The organism is Chromobacterium sp. CCUG 30098, from assembly GCF_059916605.1.
Genome location: NZ_JAUCGS010000001.1, coordinates 741458 through 758365, shown reverse-complemented (window position 1 = coordinate 758365; position 16908 = coordinate 741458). Strand labels below are relative to the sequence as shown.

At 59.4% G+C, this 16908-nt stretch carries 18 protein-coding genes and 1 tRNA gene; 14 read left to right on the top strand and 5 right to left on the bottom strand.

Features of this window, described 5'->3' with window-relative positions; genetic code table 11:
* Positions 1-12: 12 nt before the first annotated feature.
* Complete coding sequence (locus tag QUG03_RS03610) at positions 13-792, bottom strand: ABC transporter substrate-binding protein (protein ID WP_107800689.1); 780 nt, start codon at positions 790-792, stop codon at positions 13-15.
* Positions 793-1333: 541 nt separating this feature from the next.
* Positions 1334-1780 (bottom strand): winged helix-turn-helix transcriptional regulator, encoded by a 447-nt coding sequence (locus QUG03_RS03605; RefSeq protein ID WP_107800690.1) that lies wholly within the window; start codon positions 1778-1780, stop codon positions 1334-1336.
* Positions 1781-1891: 111 nt separating this feature from the next.
* On the opposite strand from QUG03_RS03605, the gene QUG03_RS03600 reads away from it, so the two are divergent.
* Entirely contained in the window at positions 1892-3115 is a 1224-nt protein-coding gene (locus QUG03_RS03600) for an MFS transporter (RefSeq protein ID WP_500819393.1), read from the top strand.
* A 161-nt stretch (positions 3116-3276) separates the two neighbouring features.
* On the opposite strand, the gene obgE is transcribed toward QUG03_RS03600, so the two are convergent.
* The 3 genes from obgE to rplU form a co-directional block, all read right to left on the bottom strand.
* Positions 3277-4437 carry a GTPase ObgE gene (gene obgE / locus QUG03_RS03595; RefSeq protein WP_107800692.1) on the bottom strand — a complete coding sequence of 387 codons (1161 nt, stop codon included), beginning with the start codon at positions 4435-4437 and terminating at the stop codon, positions 3277-3279.
* Between the two features lie 132 nt (positions 4438-4569).
* Positions 4570-4845 carry a 50S ribosomal protein L27 gene (gene rpmA, locus QUG03_RS03590; RefSeq protein WP_019099926.1) on the bottom strand — a complete coding sequence of 92 codons (276 nt, stop codon included), beginning with the start codon at positions 4843-4845 and terminating at the stop codon, positions 4570-4572.
* A gap of 12 nt (positions 4846-4857) precedes the next feature.
* On the bottom strand, positions 4858-5169 hold the full coding sequence (rplU, locus tag QUG03_RS03585; RefSeq protein WP_039753142.1) for a 50S ribosomal protein L21: 312 nt from the start codon (positions 5167-5169) through the stop codon (positions 4858-4860).
* A gap of 230 nt (positions 5170-5399) precedes the next feature.
* Here rplU and ispB point away from each other — a divergent pair, with 230 nt between their 5' ends.
* The 13 genes from ispB (at position 5400) to QUG03_RS03520 (ending at position 16886) form a co-directional block, all read left to right on the top strand.
* On the top strand, positions 5400-6329 hold the full coding sequence (ispB, locus tag QUG03_RS03580) for an octaprenyl diphosphate synthase (RefSeq protein WP_500819391.1): 930 nt from the start codon (positions 5400-5402) through the stop codon (positions 6327-6329).
* Positions 6330-6348: 19 nt separating this feature from the next.
* A tRNA-Arg gene (locus QUG03_RS03575) sits at positions 6349-6423 on the top strand.
* 185 nt (positions 6424-6608) lie between these two features.
* On the top strand, positions 6609-7811 hold the full coding sequence (locus tag QUG03_RS03570) for a tyrosine-type recombinase/integrase (RefSeq protein ID WP_500819390.1): 1203 nt from the start codon (positions 6609-6611) through the stop codon (positions 7809-7811).
* A 258-nt stretch (positions 7812-8069) separates the two neighbouring features.
* On the top strand, positions 8070-9386 hold the full coding sequence (locus tag QUG03_RS03565) for an SPL family radical SAM protein (RefSeq protein ID WP_500819389.1): 1317 nt from the start codon (positions 8070-8072) through the stop codon (positions 9384-9386).
* A complete protein-coding gene (locus QUG03_RS03560; protein ID WP_500819388.1) occupies positions 9376-10104 on the top strand; it encodes a hypothetical protein in 729 nt (242 codons plus the stop codon). The genes QUG03_RS03565 and QUG03_RS03560 overlap by 11 nt, the downstream gene beginning before the upstream one ends.
* Positions 10105-10796: 692 nt before the next feature.
* Positions 10797-11015 carry a helix-turn-helix transcriptional regulator gene (locus tag QUG03_RS03555; RefSeq protein WP_081557029.1) on the top strand — a complete coding sequence of 73 codons (219 nt, stop codon included), beginning with the start codon at positions 10797-10799 and terminating at the stop codon, positions 11013-11015.
* Between the two features lie 25 nt (positions 11016-11040).
* Entirely contained in the window at positions 11041-11766 is a 726-nt protein-coding gene (locus QUG03_RS03550) for a hypothetical protein (protein WP_500819386.1), read from the top strand.
* Between the two features lie 13 nt (positions 11767-11779).
* The gene (locus QUG03_RS03545) at positions 11780-12766 is read left to right on the top strand and encodes a P2 family phage major capsid protein (protein WP_500819385.1); all 987 of its coding nucleotides are present in this window, start codon (positions 11780-11782) and stop codon (positions 12764-12766) included.
* Positions 12767-12779: 13 nt separating this feature from the next.
* Positions 12780-13058, top strand: coding sequence for an Ogr/Delta-like zinc finger protein (locus tag QUG03_RS03540; protein ID WP_500819384.1), 279 nt, complete (start codon positions 12780-12782; stop codon positions 13056-13058).
* A 492-nt stretch (positions 13059-13550) separates the two neighbouring features.
* Entirely contained in the window at positions 13551-13727 is a 177-nt protein-coding gene (locus QUG03_RS03535) for a hypothetical protein (RefSeq protein ID WP_162897132.1), read from the top strand.
* Positions 13724-14032, top strand: coding sequence for a DUF1484 family protein (locus tag QUG03_RS03530; RefSeq protein WP_043592556.1), 309 nt, complete (start codon positions 13724-13726; stop codon positions 14030-14032). Before QUG03_RS03535 ends, QUG03_RS03530 begins: the two co-directional genes overlap by 4 nt.
* A gap of 90 nt (positions 14033-14122) precedes the next feature.
* A complete protein-coding gene (locus QUG03_RS03525; protein ID WP_500819382.1) occupies positions 14123-15145 on the top strand; it encodes a DUF7146 domain-containing protein in 1023 nt (340 codons plus the stop codon).
* Positions 15132-16886: a DUF927 domain-containing protein gene (locus QUG03_RS03520; protein ID WP_500819381.1), complete on the top strand. Its 1755-nt coding sequence runs from the start codon at positions 15132-15134 to the stop codon at positions 16884-16886. Before QUG03_RS03525 ends, QUG03_RS03520 begins: the two co-directional genes overlap by 14 nt.
* Positions 16887-16908: the final 22 nt, after the last annotated feature.

Genomic DNA, 16908 nt, shown 5'->3' with positions numbered 1-16908 from the left:
GGCCCTTGCCGTTTACTTGCCGTAAACGTCGAAGTTGAAGTATTTCTTTTCAAGCTTCTTGTAGGTGCCGTCTTTGAGCATGCCGGCGATGGCCTTGTCGATATCGGCCTTCAGTTCCTTGTCTTCCTTGCGCAAGCCGATGGCGGCGCCTTCGCCCAGGGTCTGCGGGTCAACCAGCTCTTTGCCGGCAAAGGCGAAGCCCTTGCCTTCCGGCTTCTTCAGGAAGCCTTCGTCCGCCTGCACCGCGTCTTGCAACGATGCGTCCAGACGGCCGGCCCCCAGGTCGGACAGCACTTGGGTCTGGTTCTGATAAGGCACCACTTCCACGCCGGCCGGCGCCCAGTGTTTCTTGGCGTAGGCTTCCTGGATGGTGCCTTGCTCCACGCCCACGCGCTTGCCCTTCAGCGAAGCCGGAGTCGGCATCAGGCCGGAACCGGTCTTGGCCACCATGCGGGTAGGCGTGTTGAACAATTTGGCGGAGAAGCTGATTTCCTTCATCCGGGCTTCGGTCACCGACATCGAGGACAGCACGCCGTCGAACTTCTTGGCTTTCAAAGCCGGGATCATGCCGTCGAAATCGTTTTCCACCCACACGCACTTGGCTTTCAGGCGCTTACAGATTTCATTGCCCAGATCAATGTCGAAGCCCACCAACTGGCCGTTGGGCGCCTTGGATTCAAACGGCGCGTAACTGGCGTCCACCCCGAAGCGGACTTCCTTCCAATCCTTGGCCCATGCGCCGATAGACGCGGTCATCAGACCCAAAGCCATCACAGCCAATGCTTTCTTCATTTGCTTCTCCTCATAGACTTCATCTACAGCCAACGGTGAAAATCCCGAGCCGACAGCCGGGCATATGCATTTCACAAGTTAAAGCGCACGGGGCTTTTCGCCCTCTGATCCGGCATCGCCCCCGTGGGGGCTGAGCGCTTCATGTTATATAAATAGAGCAATTTGTCTATACCGTCTCCGCCGCCCGCCGCCCACGCCGCTCTTATCTAAGCTTACGTCATGCCGTCATGGAAAATTAATGACTTGGTATTTCAGCGCCAGGGCGAATTTGCGGCTTGTTGAGGACAAAATACAACATCCAGACACCCACTCAAGTAACGCTTGGTATCGGAATGGGTGTACCTGCAAGTGAAAAAGTCTTCATATGAACAAGCCGCTTCCACCCGCCGAAGCGGCTGTTCAAATGGCAGACAAGGACAAGGCGGACCGGGAAGAACGCGGGAAGGGTAATGGGCCGCAGCCCTGAAGAATGCGGGAAGGGACAAGCGCCGGCTCAGCGCATGGCTGCACCGTGGCGCCGTCTTTGTCTCGGCCGATCGGCTCAGGCCAGCTTGCGCACCTCGGTGGCCTCGGGCGCCAGTTCGACGCCGTCCACGTCCCTGGGCGACATCAAGGGCACGGGCTGGCCGGTCCGCTTGTCTATCAACAGCGAATGGCCTTCGCCCGCCTCGAACAAATGCCCTTCGCCCCACTGGCGCAAGGCCAGCACCACCGCGAACAGGCTTTCCCCCTTGGCCGTCAACACATACTCCTGGTAAGCGGAGCCGTCCGAGGCCGCCTGGGTGGCGAGCACCTCGGCGTCCACCAGCTTGCGCAGCCGGTCGGACAGGATGTTGCGGGCCATGCCCAGGCCGCGCTGGAAATCGCCGAAGCGGCGCACGCCGTCGAAGGCGTCGCGCACGATCAACAAGGACCAGCGATCCCCGATCACGTCGACGCTGCGCGCCACCGGACATGGCTCCTGATTCATGGTGTTGTGGCGCGTCATGGGCTCTCCTTGGGTTCTGCGGCGGCGGGATCAATCAGTTGCATTTTAAAACTACCTGCCCTAGCATTCAATCGGTTTCATTTTGCAACCAGATTGAACGGACTCGGAACCATGAACGCCAGGCACGCCCCATCGCCACTCTTGAAACACAAGCCAGCGAACACACCCGCCGGCCTGGTATGGCTGTTCGCCGTCGCCAGCGGCCTGAGCGTGGCCAACGTCTATTACGCTCAACCCCTGCTGGACGCGCTGGCTCGGGACTTTTCCATCCACCAGGCGGCGGTGGGCGGCGTAATCACCGCCACCCAGATAGGCTGCGCGCTGGCCCTGCTGCTGCTGGTGCCGCTGGGCGATCTGCTGGAGCGCCGCCGCCTGATGGCGGCGCAACTGCTGGCGCTGGCCGCCGCGCTGACGGCGGTGGCCATGGCGCGCTCCACCCCGGCGCTGCTGGCCGGCATGCTCGCGGTCGGACTGCTGGGCACGGCGATGACGCAGGGGCTGATCGCCTACGCGGCCAGCGCCGCCGCGCCGCATGAGCAAGGGCGCGTCGTCGGCACGGCGCAAAGCGGCGTCTTCATCGGCCTGCTCCTGGCGCGGGCGTTCTCCGGCGCCGTCAGCGACCTGGCCGGCTGGCGCGGCGTCTACCTCGCCGCCGCCGGGCTGATGCTGGCGATTGCGCTGCCGCTGTGGCGACGCTTGCCGCCGCTCCCCGTCGCCGCAAACGCGATGCGCTACCCCACGCTGCTGGCCTCCATGCTGGACTTACTGCGACGAGAAAAAACGCTGCAAGCGCGCGGCATGCTGGCGCTGCTGATGTTCGCCGCCTTCAACGTCTTCTGGAGCGCGCTGGCGCTGCCTTTGAGCGCGCCGCCCCACGGCTACTCCCGCACCGCCATCGGCGCCTTCGGCCTGGCGGGCGCGATAGGCGCGCTGGCCGCCGCCCGCGCCGGACGCTGGGCCGACGGCGGACATGGCCAGCGCACCAGCGCGGCGGCGCTGGCTTTATTGCTGCTGGCCTGGTGGCCGCTGTCGCTGATGCAGCAGTCGCTGGGCGCGCTGCTGATCGGCATCGTGCTGCTGGACCTGGGCGGCCAGGCGCTGCACGTCACCAACCAGAGCCTGATTTTCCGCGCCCGGCCAGCAGCCCATAGCCGGCTGGTGGGCCTTTACATGCTGTTCTACGCCGTTGGCAGCGGGCTGGGCGCCATCGGCGCAACGGCGGCCTACGCCCATGCCGGCTGGCAAGCCGTATGCTTGCTGGGCGCCGCCGTCAGCCTGCTGGCCCTGCTGTTCTGGTGGGCGACGCGCGGCGTCACCCCCGCGGCGGCGGACTGAAATGAAAAAGGCCAGTCGCGTGACTGGCCTTCTTGCTTGCCGTGGATGCCGGCGCCTGGATGAAAGAACCCACCCAAAGTCTAGCGGGTTAGAACGAGACAAGGCGAAAACGCACTCACCGCGTCACATCTCTCGACGCCCAGCAGATCGTAAACAGGCGCTTATTCTTCCGTCGTGTCCTGATGCATCGCCGCATCCGGAGTAATCATGGTCTGACGCGCGGCGGCGGCTTGCTGCTGCGCCTCTTCCACCTGCTTGCGCTGCTCCGCGCGCACCACGTCCAGATAGGACATGATGGCGAAGGTCAGCTCGCGGGTGCCTTCGTGGTTCAGCGCGGAAATGCTGAACACGCGCGGCGCCTTGAGATCGAAGCCGAAACGGTCGTCCGGCTGCTCTTCCGGCCAGCCGTAGGCCTTGAGGAAGGCGGACACCGTCAGCTCGCGTTCGTCCGGCGGCAGCATGTCCACCTTGTTCAACACCAGCCAGCGCGGCTTGCCGTGCAGTTCGTCGTCGTACTTCTTCAGCTCCTCGACGATGGCGCGCGCCTCGCGCACCGGGTCCACGTCGGGATCAAACGGCGCCACGTCCACCACGTGCAGCAACAGGCCGGTGCGCTGCAAATGCTTGAGGAAGCGGTGGCCCAGGCCGGCGCCTTCCGCCGCGCCTTCGATCAGGCCGGGAATGTCGGCGATCACGAAGCTGCGGGTATCGTCCATGCGCACCACGCCCAGATTGGGGTGCAGCGTGGTGAACGGATAATCCGCCACCTTGGGACGCGCCGCCGACACCGCGCGGATGAAGGTGGACTTGCCGGCGTTGGGCATGCCCAGCAGGCCCACGTCGGCCAGCACTTTCAGCTCCAGCTTCAGCGTGCGCTGCTCGCCCTGCTCGCCCGGCGTGCATTGACGCGGCGCGCGGTTGGTGGAGGATTTGAAATGGATGTTGCCCAGGCCGCCCTTGCCGCCGCGCGCAATCATGATGCGCTGGCCGTGATGGGTCAGGTCCGCCACCAGCTCGCCGGTGTCATGGTCGGTGATCACCGTGCCCACCGGCATTTTCAGGTCGATGTCGTCGCCGCCCTTGCCGTAGCAATCGGCGCCGCGGCCGCGCTCGCCGTGTTCGGCCAGGTATTTCTTGACGAAGCGGAACTCCACCAGGGTGTTGACGTTCTCGTCCGCCACCGCGTACACGCTGCCGCCCTTGCCGCCGTCGCCGCCGTCCGGGCCGCCGAAGGGCACGAACTTCTCGCGACGGAAACTGGCCACGCCGTTGCCGCCGCGTCCCGCGAATACTTCAATGCGGGCTTCATCGATAAATTTCATGTTTTCAACCTCTGTCTTGCGAGGAGTCAGGGGTCAGGATGGACTCGCGGCCACCCTCACGCCTTGCCCCTCAGGGTATGAAAAAAGCCCTATCGCAGGATAGGGCTTTCTCGGTCACTAGAAAGCGAAAAATTATTCGCCGTCTACGCCGGTGTACGGAACCACATTAACGATCTTGCGCTTCATTGCACCTTTAATGGTGAATTCAACGTAACCGTCAACCTTGGCGAACAAGGTGTGATCCTTGCCCTGACCAACGTTTTCACCTGCGTGGAAGCGGGTGCCGCGCTGACGCACGATGATGGAACCTGCCGGAATCAGTTCGCTGCCGTAAACCTTAACGCCCAGGCGTTTGGCTTCGGAGTCACGACCGTTGCGGGAGCTACCGCCTGCTTTTTTGTGTGCCATGACTGTTTATCCTTACTTCGAAATCGCGTCGATGCGGATTTCGGTGAAGTTTTGACGATGACCCTGATGTTTCTGGTAGTGCTTGCGACGACGCATCTTGAAGATGCGGATCTTGTCGCCACGACCGTGGGAAACAACGGTGGCCTTAACAGTGGCGCCGGCAATCATCGGGGCGCCTACAACAACCTGTTCACCGTCAGCAATCATCAGCACTTCTTCAAGTACGATCTGGCTGTCGACGTCTGCAGGTATCTGTTCTACTTTGAGTTTTTCACCAACGACAACTTTGTACTGCTTGCCGCCGGTTTTTATGACCGCATACATTCGCATGAGCTCCTGAATATAAAAATCTCGCCGCCTATTGCGGGAGAACGCGAAACTATACGGACACCCCGTCAACTTGTCAATGATTTCATCGACTTAGTCCTAAGGAGTACGCCCCGTGGCGGCTGGAGGGGCTTTTCTGGTAACATTCCAGCCTTTGGCGTACCCATCTCAAATAACTGGTTGAAATCGTGTCCACCCCGCTTTTCCGTACACTGATAGCCGACGACATGCAGGCCGTAGACCGCGTCATCCGCGCCCGGCTGCACTCCGACGTCGTCCTGATCCGCCAGGTAGCTGAATACATCATCTCCGCCGGCGGCAAACGCCTGCGCCCGGTGTTGACGCTGCTGTCCGGCCGCGCGCTGGGTCATAGCGGCGAACAACTGCACGAGCTGGCGGCGATGATCGAATTCATCCACACCGCCACCTTGCTGCACGACGACGTGGTGGACGAGTCCGACCTGCGCCGCGGCCGCGAAACCGCCAACGCGCTGTTCGGCAACGCCGCCAGCGTGCTGGTGGGCGACTTCCTCTACACCCGCGCCTTCCAGATGATGGTGACCACCCGCAATATGGACATCCTGGCGGTGATGGCGGAAGCCACCAACATCATCGCCGAGGGCGAGGTGCTGCAGCTGCTCAACATCGGCAACACCGACGTCACCGAAGACGAATACCTGCGCGTGATCAAGTACAAGACCGCCAAGCTGTTTGAAGCCTCCGCCCGCGTGGGCGCGCTCAGCGCCGGCGCCAGCGCCGAGCAAGTGCAGGCGATGGCCGACTACGGCATGTACCTGGGCACCGCCTTCCAGATCATCGACGACGTGCTGGACTACAGCGGCGACGCCGACACCATAGGCAAGAGCCTGGGCGACGACCTGGCCGAAGGCAAACCAACGCTGCCGCTGATCTACACCATGCGCAACGGCAATCCGGAAGCCTCCGCCACCGTGCGCGACGCGCTGGAACACGCCAGCCGCGATCGTTTCCAGGACGTGCTGGCTGCGGTACAATCCTGCGGCGCTCTGGACTACGCCCGGGCCGAAGCGGTCAAAGTGGCCGAACAGGCCGTGGCCGCGCTGGCGCCGATTCCGGAATCGGACACCCGCCAGGCCTTGGTGGAATTGGCCCGTTTGTCAGTCGACCGCAGCGCCTGACCCAGCAGTTTCTCTAAGCGTCTCCGTAGTTAAATGGATATAACGGCCCCCTCCTAAGGGGCAGTTACAGGTTCGATTCCTGTCGGGGGCGCCACTTACACTTCCAAAATCGTCCGAGAAAGTCTACAAACCCGCACCAAATAAGGCTTTGCGGGTTTTTTTACGTCCAAAGCCGTCCAAACAGCTCCATTGAAATCCGGGGGCACATGGGGGCATACTTGGGGGAATCACTAAAGGGGGCACATTTCGATGCCCCCAAATGCACCTGAGAACGCCCCCATGCCCCTGACCGATACTGCTTGCAAGACGGCCAAACAGAGAGAGGACGGCAAGCCGCTTCGCCTGTCCGACGAAAAAGGCATGTACTTGGAAGTTATGCCCAACGGCTCCAAATACTGGCGGCTGAAATACCGCTTCAATGCCAAGGAAAAGCGCCTAGCCCTGGGCGTCTACCCGGAAACCACGCTGAAAGAAGCCCGCAAGAAGCGAGACGACGCACGCCGACAGCTGTCCAATGGCAAAGACCCAGGCGAACAGCGTAAGCTGGAAAAAATGCTGAAGCAGACCGCGGCTGCGAACACATTTGCAGCCATAGCGCTGGAGTGGCATGAAAGGGAAAGCCACGAATGGTCCTCCGCCCACAGCGAGCGCGTCCTCTCGGCTATGAAGACCCACATCTTCCCCTACATTGGCGATAGGCCAATAAACGAGATTCGTCCACTGGAGCTGCTGGAAGTGCTGCGCAAAGTGGAGAACGCTGGCAACATCGACACCACTAAGCGCCTGCGGCAACGCTGCTCAGCAGTCTTCCGCCTCGCAATCCTGACCGGCCGATGTGACAGCGATCCTGCGGCACCGCTGACCGATGCCCTAAAGAGCCAGCAATCCACCCCACGCAAAGCGCTGATGCGGGAAGACATTCCCACCTTTCTGGAAGCGCTGGAGAAATATGACGGTAGCGTGCAAACTAAGTTAATGATGAGGCTAATGCTGCTGACCTTCACCCGAGTCGGAGAAATGGCCATGGCAAGGTGGGAAGAGATCGACTTCGACAAGGCGCTGTGGACCATCCCACCAGAACATCGCAAGTTGCCGGAAAAATCTAAGAAAACAGCACCCCCACAATTTGTACCACTTTCATTACAAGCAATAGAAGTACTAAAACAGCTACATGGCATATCCGGTGGGCGCGAACACTTATTTCCAAATCGCAACAGCCCACGCCGCCCGATGTCACCAGAAACTTTGCGCCGTGCACTGCACAACATGGGTTTTAAGGGTAAAGCAGATGTGCATGGGTTTCGCTCTACCGCCTCAACCATTCTAAATGAACAAGGATTCAATCCAGATGCTATTGAACGACAACTTTCCCATATTGAAACCAATAAGGTGAGGGCTACCTACAATCGAGCTGAATATATGGAAGAACGAAATAGAATGATGCAATGGTGGGCCAATTTTATTGACGCATCTGCAAAATAGACTACTACCGATCAAAATAAAGAGACATGCAATTCACTTACAAAAATTTTTGGAAAACATGTACGATTAGCACAATTTAGATAGAACATGCACTTATTACTTTACCCCATTTCTTTGCCAGAATTCATGACAAAGCACAAAACACCCGCCCTTTAATTGCATATTAAAATTGATATTTACACCCCATGCCATGCCAAACAATCGCTAAATTTAAGGCTTAGCCCAAGCACAATATCTCAAAAAAACACATTCTCAAAAATGAAAAATATTATCCTACAGCACAACAATTCAGAGATTAACGAAACCTCACGAGATGAATACAAGTATGGACTCGCGCTGACGAGTCAATTTTACTTTTGCAGTCTACCGCTAAGACTCGACACTTACTCAAAGTGTTCATTTCAGTGCTGTTATTGTTTTGCTCACACAAGAGGAGGAGCACACCGGGACATCAAGGCCCAAGTATACTCAGCAGAAAAATTAGCCAGAAGATTCGAAAAAATTAATCGCGGCATGATAAGTGGCCCTATTGACGAGTTAATTTCAAATAGACAACCCATTCACTTCGGAGGAATGTCAGACCCATTCCCTCCTCTAGAAAAAAAATACCGTGCAAGTTTAAAATGCATGCAAGTACTTGCAGAAAACAATCACCCAACAATCATCAGCACTAAAGCAGATTTACTCGCAAGTGACGAATATATAAAAATATTAAAAGAAGGCAATTTTTTAGTTCAAGTATCACTAACATCTACTGACGACAAATTGATTGAGAAGATAGACAGGGGCACTGCAGGACCTAGAAGGATTGAAAAGATGCTGCACCTTCTTCACAAGGAAGGAATCCCAACAAGTTGTCGAATACAGCCCTTACTACCAGCCTATGAACATCACGCCAAAGATGTAATTAACATGTGCGCTGAAAATGGGGTCCATCACGTTGCCATTGAACATTTAAAGCTTGGAATAGAGAAAAACTGGGATGGGAAATTAAAACTATCTGAAGCTCTTGACATCGATATAAATAAATATTTTGAGGAACACCACGCCAAAAGAATTGGGCGAGAATGGATTCTCGATGTTTCACATAGAGTTGAAACAACAGCAGAACTAAGAAAATACACTCATAAGAACAAAATGACATTTGGAGCTGCCGATAGCGATCTACTCTTGCTAAGCGACGGAGGGTGCTGCTGCAGCGGAGCTGATTTTATAGTAGGGTTTGAGAATTATTACAAACATAACTACCTTGGTGCAGCTCAATCTGGATTAGAAAAAAGAGAAATTTCATACAAGCTTATTTCAAAAACATGGGCACCCTCTTCAAGCATTGCTCGCTTCATGAACTCCACCTCTCGTCTAAAAGCAGCTCCTTCACAAGGTGCAGGAATTAAAGACTACATCATCCAGAATTGGAACGGGAGCCTGAACGGCAATTCAATTGACTCTTTTTACGGAATAAAAAAAACAGATCAAATAGATGAAAATGGGTTGGCCATATACACAACAACAAATGAGCTACACGATGCAATAAAATCTTCATCATTTCAAAAGGAAAATCAAAATGAGTTTTAAAAAAAAAGCTCCAAGATGGGAAACATTCAAATTCCTATTCAACATCACAATATTTAGATACCTTGTATTATGGTTTTCCATAGTACCTATCTTGGCCTCACTCTTCAAAAGCTCTGTATTCGAAATAAGAACAGATCAACTAACAATTTCCATGTTTAAAGAATCAAGCCTCCCATTCCCTTGGGAACTCCTTTGGCTATCGTCATTTATTTTTTTACTAGCATACATGTTTTACCAATTAAGATGCCCAGGATTTATAAAGCAATATAACTCATATGGTGAGTATGAGGTTTATGGTCATGATCCACGTTGGTTGGCACGGCTCGCAGCGGATGTACTAAAAGACAAGAGCGTACTCAATTTATTTCACGAAAGATGTTCCACAAAAAATTTTTCGACAAGAGAGTTTAAAAACACCGAAACCTTCAATGGTAACGACAACGATCTAGCTATAAAAGTATTAAAAGAACAAACAGTGATGAGATATAGATACGAGGGTGAATGGTGGTATTTTGCAATGCCCTTAGCAGGAAACTCGGAACCACACCAGGATGCTGAAAAGGGAGTCTTTTGGGAAATATTCGGGCGATACTCAGACTCAAGAAACAAATCAAGATGGACCATACTTTTCTTGTTAATTGCAAGCGCAATACCATTCATATTCGTATTGTTTATGCACATTTATGCTGGAATGAAGGCAGTCGTCTTATTTAGCTGACTATAAATCCAGCCTTTCCCAAAGCATAACCAATATTAATTAAGGCCCGCCAGCTTCGGGCCTTATTTTTTGCATTATCAACAAATACCATCTAATTACATGATGCTAGTTCCCTAGTATTCACTTCACCCTTCAACATTCCACCAAAATGCTGTAAGCATTGCCTTAGCACAAACCCTGCGGTCAATCACATTACACCTCACCAGCAACCCGTTGCCCCCAGCGCGCGCTATCGAAGCCCCGCCTCGCCCCCGCACTTCATGGGCCGCTAATCATGCAGCTGCATGAACCCGTGCCAGGCCCTTGCCGTATGGCCTGGCGCGCCCTTGTCCCCCTGCCCGGATTCATGCGTTTTCATGCACGCTATGCATGCAGTCGCCCTGTTCGCTGACCGTCCCCGCTTCGCGTTTTCCTGCCTTCCCCCGTTTCCTTGCCGCTGAGTTCGTCCTAGCCCGTCCAACGCCATCCGATGCCGTTCCGTGGCGAGCCATTTTGCGCCCGCGTCCCTGTTTTCCCGCCCATCGTCAATAGCAAAATCCGCGTTTTTTTGGCATTTCAAATTTTTTTGTTGTGTGGGAGCGCGGCACAACCCAACCCCAAAACCCCGTTTGTAATTTCCGCAATACTGCGTTCGCTGATCGGCGTATCCGATGCCATCCACTGATATCCACCTCCACCGACAAGGACGCTTCATGACCGCTGTTGCCGCTTCGCCCTCTTCTCAACCGCTGCGCTTCCTGCGCTTGCCGGAAGTCATCGCCACTTGCGGCCTGTCCCGCTCGTCGGTGTACGACGCCATCAAGCAGGGCCGTTTCCCGGCACCGGTGCCGCTGGGCGGCAAGAGCGTGGCCTGGCTGTCCTCTGAAATCGAGAGCTGGATGGCAGGACGCATCGCGGCCCGCCGCGCCTAACCCCGCAACTTCCCGGACTCAGACCATGCATATCCAGAACCCCACCACCCAAACCCGCCTCGCCGCGGCCGTGGCCGAACTGGCCGAACGCCAGACCGCTTTTGAACACGCGCTCGACGCTTGGCAGCAGTTGACCAGCCAGACCACCCGCCGCGAGCACACCGCCGCCGCGCTGCGTATGGAGGCCGAGCAGGCGCGCAAGGATTGCCGTCACGCGATGCGCTCGACCTTGGGCATTCCCACCAAGGCGGTGCGCGAGTTGAAGCACAAGGAGATGGCCAACCTGGAATTGGCCGAAGAAACGCTGAAGATCGCCGAGGAAGAGAAGATTCAAGCCGAGATCCAGCATGAAGCGCTGTTCGAGCAGCGCAAGGCGCTGGCCGAGGCGCGCGATGCGCTGCAGCGCCAGTACTGGGACGCGGTGCTCGACGATCACCTGCCCCAATGGGGCGAGCAACTGCCGGTACTGACGCTGCTGCTGACCCAAGCGCCGCCGGCCTGCATCGAGCGCGTGTTCGGCAGCGCCGACTGGCACCGCGAGGAAGAGCAAGTCCATGCCGTGCTCAAGCCCGGCGCGCTGCAGCAGACGCTGTGCAACGCTGCCCCGGCGGCCCCGGACGACCTGCTCGCCCGCTTGAACCAGCCGCTGCCGCCGTTGGCCACCCCGCCGCTACAGCAACACAACGTGATTGCCCGACAGCGATACCAAGCCCAGCGCGACGCGCAGTACCAAGCCCTGATCAACCGCTAACCGAGACGACAACATGCAGAACCCCACCCGCCACGCGCTGAACCAGTTCATCGACCGCTATTACCATGAGCTGGAGCAGTACCGCGCCCAGGACAGCCTGTTCGCCACCCCCACGCCCCAAGCGGCACAAGCCCGCCTCAACGCACTGAAGGCCCGCAGCCGGCTGCTGTCCGCCATCAACCTGCTCGGCGTCTCCGAGATCCGCGGGCAGGCCAAGCACTTCGATCTCGCCGGCACCTTGGCCGCCACCGTCGACACCCAGCGCCATGAACGCCAGCCGGCCGGCAAGACCTGGCGGCCGGCGCAATACCACTGCCAGCAAACCAACTTCGACGCCGCTTTCAGTTACGACACGCTGGACGCCTGGTGGAGCGAGAGCCAGACACCGACCGGCTTTGAAGCCCGCGCGCGGCAGGCACTGGAACGCCGCATTCTGCTGGACCGCATCATGATCGGCTTCCACGGTCTGCAGCGCGCGCAGAACTCGAACCGGGAGACCCATCCGCTGTTGGAAGACGTCAATATCGGCTGGCTGCAGCAGATCCGCGAGCAAGCGCCGCAACACTGGATCGAGGGCGCTCGCATCGGCGAGAGCGAACGCTTCCGCTCGTTGCATCGCCTGGTGCGCTATGCGCTCAAGCAGCGGCTAGCGCCGGCTTGGCGCGATGACCCCGGCCTGGTGGTCCTGGTGGGCGCGGACTTGCTGCCGGATGCGGTCTGCGACGCGAACCCGCAAGCCGAAGGCGACGACCTGGTGTTGCACAAACAGCGCCTGGGCGGGCTGCAGGCCGCCAGCGCCGCCTTCTTCCCTGGTAACGCCCTATTGATTACCCGGCTGGACAACCTGTCGCTGTACTTCAATCCACACGCCAGCCGCTACCACTACCACGAAGAGCCGTCGTTGAACCGGGTGGAGTTCTATCACGCCAGCCACGACGCCTACGTCGTCGAAAACCTCGCCGCCTGCGTGCTGATTGACGCCGTGGAAATCGTCGACTGAAGGAGACTGCAATATGGCCTTCCCTTGCCCCTTATGCGGCGCGGTGTCGCGGGTGCGGACCAGCCGCATGCTCAGCGCCGCGACCAAGGAGATTTACTACAACTGCAGCAACGATGACTGCTGCCACCAGTACAAGACGCTGGAGGGCGAGCCGATCACCCTGGCCCAGCCCCTCCACGGCGGCGCGCGGATTCCGCCGGAGCGGCTGCGCCCCTTGCCGGGCCTGTCGCCCTCGCCTCGGCAAGCGCTGATCGTGACGCCCGGCCGCGTGCGTCATCGCGTCCTGGGCTAAACGCCATGGCTCGCCGGCCGGCGGGCCATGTAGCCCCCTGAAATTGACCTTGAATAGCGTCGGCTGAAATGGATTTAATTTACTTATTTAATATTGAATGACGGATTTATTAATATGCCCGCTAAAACCCGGCCCCATTCCCGATGACCCCGCTCCACGCTTTAGAAATATCCACCCCGATGAACTGCGCGAACCCGATTTCCCACCCCCGCCAGCGAATTGACAAGCCCGCTCGATTGCTGCACCATCTTTACGTCGCATCTAAAACAGCGACCGGGATTGGCGTCCCGATTACGAAGGCGGATGGCCGCCTATTGCGGCATTTTTTACGTCCGTCACACACCCTTGGTGCGTCTTCTTCTATGGCGGGCCTCGGTGGGAGCGTGCATGCACGCGCCGGTTCCTTCGTATCGGTACGCCAATCCCGCCCTGTGCCTGCCACCCCCGATTGGCGTCGGGATGGCAAGCGTAACGCTTACGAAGGAGGCCTCCATGCCTAGCATCACCCTACGCGCTTTCCGCGCCCTATTTCCACGCACCACCCGTCCCGTTTCCACGCTGCCCAACGAAGCCGAAGCCCGCGCGCTGGCCGCCTTGCTGGTCGCCCAGGGGCAACGCGCCTTGATTCATCGCACCGCCGCCGGTTTCGCCGTGGAGGTGCTGGCATGAACGCCCTGATCCTGTCCGCCGTCCATCACCAACTGGCCCAGCTGCAGCAGCTGGCCGACACCCCCGAACATGCCGAGCTGCGCGAACCGCTGAGCCAACTGGCCAGCCTGTGCCGCCGCATCGAACACACCGTCAGCGCCGGCGTCTCGCGCCTGACACGCACCGGCGACGGCCTGCAGGGCTTGGTCGAGCTGCTGGACCACGCCGAGAACCAACCGCTGCCGGCGCAACGCCTGGCCGGGCTGCTGGCGCCGCTGCAGCAACAAGTCATCGACGCCAGCGCCGACATCGGCCAGCTGCTCTAAGGACCCGACCATGACCGCAAGAATTCCTCTCCCGCGTACCGGGCGAGACGCCCCCGGCTTGTCTGGCGTCATCGATGGGGAGGCCCAATCATGAGGCTCGATCTCGCGCAATTGCGCCAGCAGGCCCGCGACCGCTGGCCGGACATCCTGATGGCCTTGGGCATTCCGGCCGAGGTCTTTACCAAGCGCCGTAATCAGCCTTGCCCGGCCTGCGGCGGTAACGACCGTTTCGAGTGGATCGACAAGGGCAGCGGCCGCTTCGTCTGCCGCGCCCTGGACAGCCTGGGCGGCGACGGCTTTGTCTTGGCGCAGCATTGGCTAGGCGGTGACTTCTTCCACGCGGCGCAGGCCGTCGCCCAGGTCTTGAACGGGGCGAAGGGGGAGCCGGCGCGCGTGGCGGCCGCCCCTGCGACCACGCCTCCACAACGCGACCAACGCGAGCGCCTGGCGCAGCTGTGGCGCGCGGCGCAGCCAGTGAAGGCTGATGACCCGGTGGGCCGCTATCTGATGCGCCGAGGCTTGAGCCTGACGACTTACCCTAGCGCCCTGCGCTATCACCCGGCCTTGGCCTACTGGATCACGCTGCACGGCCGGCCGCAGCGGCTGGGCCATTTCCCGGCGATGCTGGCGCTGGTGACATCGCCACAGGGTATCAATGTGGGCTTGCATCGCACCTGGCTGACCTTTGACGGGCACAAAGCCGCCTTGCGCCACCCCGTCAGCGGCGAAGCGCTGCCAGCCAAGAAACTGGCCTTGGGCCGTTCCGGCGATCTGTCCGGCGCGGCAGTCCGCTTGTACCCGCCCACAGACGGCCGGCTAGCGCTGGCAGAAGGCATTGAAACCGCGCTGGCGGTGCGCGAGGGCAGCGGGCTGCCGTGCTGGGCGGCGCTGTCGGCCTGGGGGCTGTCGCATGCGGTGTTGCCGGATGAAGTCACCGATCTGTTTGTGATGGCCGACAACGACGCCAACCAGGCCGGCCAGAACGCCGCTCGGCGCTTGGCGCGGCGGATGCAGGACGATGGCCGACAAGTCCATCTGCTGATACCCGAGCGGCCGGACAGCGATTGGCTGGATGTGTTGAACGAACAAGGAGAATCCCATGGGCAGCGCTGACAAGCAGGCTTTGGCGATGGCCGCGAAGGCCCCGGCGCTGGCCATTGGCCCGCGTTATGACGTGAACCGCGACGGCGTGCATTACATCGCCGTCAAACGCGACCGCGATACCGGCGAGCTGTTGGAGCAGCCGCCGGAATGGCTCAGCGACAAGATGGAACTGCTGGGCTGCGGGACGGATGCGGACGGCAACCATCACCGCATCGTCAAATGGCAGCGCCAGGGCAATGGCGAAGTCATGACCACCGCCTTGCCCAGCGCCGACATCGGCGAGCGCGCCGGCTGGGCGCTGCTGCGCAAAGGCGGCCTAACGCTGACCACTGACCGCGGCGGCCAGGCGCGGCTGGCCCACTGGTTGCAGCGCGAAGGCTCCACCGAGTGGCACGACATCGTCAATATGTCCGGCTGGCAACATGGCGCGTTTGTGCTGCCGAACGGCGACATCATCGGCCGCCCCAACCGCAAGATGCATTTCAACGGCCGCCCCAAGGACGCCAGCGCCTACCATCCGGCCGGCAGCCTGACGGACTGGCAAAGCACGGTCGGCGCGCTGGCGCTGGGCAATCCGCTGGCGATGACGACCATCGCCTGCGCGCTGGCCGGCCCGCTGTTGGCCTTGTGCGGAGCGCGGGACGGCATCGGCCTGCACCTGTACACCAATTCTTCGTCCGGCAAGAGCACCTGCGCCGATACCGCCGCCAGCATCTGGGGCGATCCGCAGCGCACCTTGCACACCTGGTCCGGCACCGCGCTAGGGCTGACCAATGAGGCCGAAGCCAGCAACGACATGATGATCTATCTGGATGAAGTCGGTTCTGGCGACGCACGCAAGATCGGCCCGGCCATTTACAGCATGCTGAACGGCGTGTCCAAGCTGCAAGGCGCGAAGGAAGGCGGCAACCGCGCCGCCCGTTCGTGGAAGCTGACCATGATTTCGACTGGCGAAGTGGCAATGAGCCAGTACCTGACCGAAGGCGGCCAGACGCCGCGCGGCGGTCAGGAAATCCGCCTGCTCGACATCCCGGCCGATACGGGCCCTTATCGCGCCTTCGACCACATCCACGGCCGCAGCAATGGCGAAGTGTTCGCCGACGAGCTGACCCGGCATGCCCGCAGCCATTACGGCACCGTCGGCCGCGCCTTCGTCGCCTGGCTGCAGGACAACCGGGCGGCGGCAGTGCAGTGGGTGGAAAAATCGCAACAGCGCATGCTGGCGGCCGTACCAGAGGGAGCCGCCCCCACCGTACGCCGCGCCACGCGCAAATTCGCCATTCTGTCGGCAGCCGCCGAGATGGCCAGCCATGCCGGCCTGACCGGCTGGACGGTGGAACAGGCGATTCAAGGGGTGGAAACCACCTGGCAGCGCTGGATGCAGGCTTTCGGCATCGAAGACCGCGACGACGCGCGCCTGATCGACCAGGCCGCCGCCGTATTGCAGGCCAGCCAGTACGCCCGCTTCGTGCTGCTGCCGATGAATGACAGCGACCCGCTGGTGCCCAATCTGATGGGCTACAAGCGCTACACGCTGGAGGGCGAAGCGGTGTTTCTGGTGACGCCGGGCGCGTTCAAGGGCGAAGTCATCGCCGGCTATGAAGTGCGGCATGCCTGCGAAGTGCTGTACCGGGCGGGGATGTTGCAACGGCCAAAAGGTCGAGCCGGTTGGACCGTGCATGGCGGCAAAGGCGTGGGTCAGGTCTACCGCATGCAGTTGCAACCGCACGACGGCGAAGCGGAAGAGTAAGCGCAAAATCTCTCACGTGAGG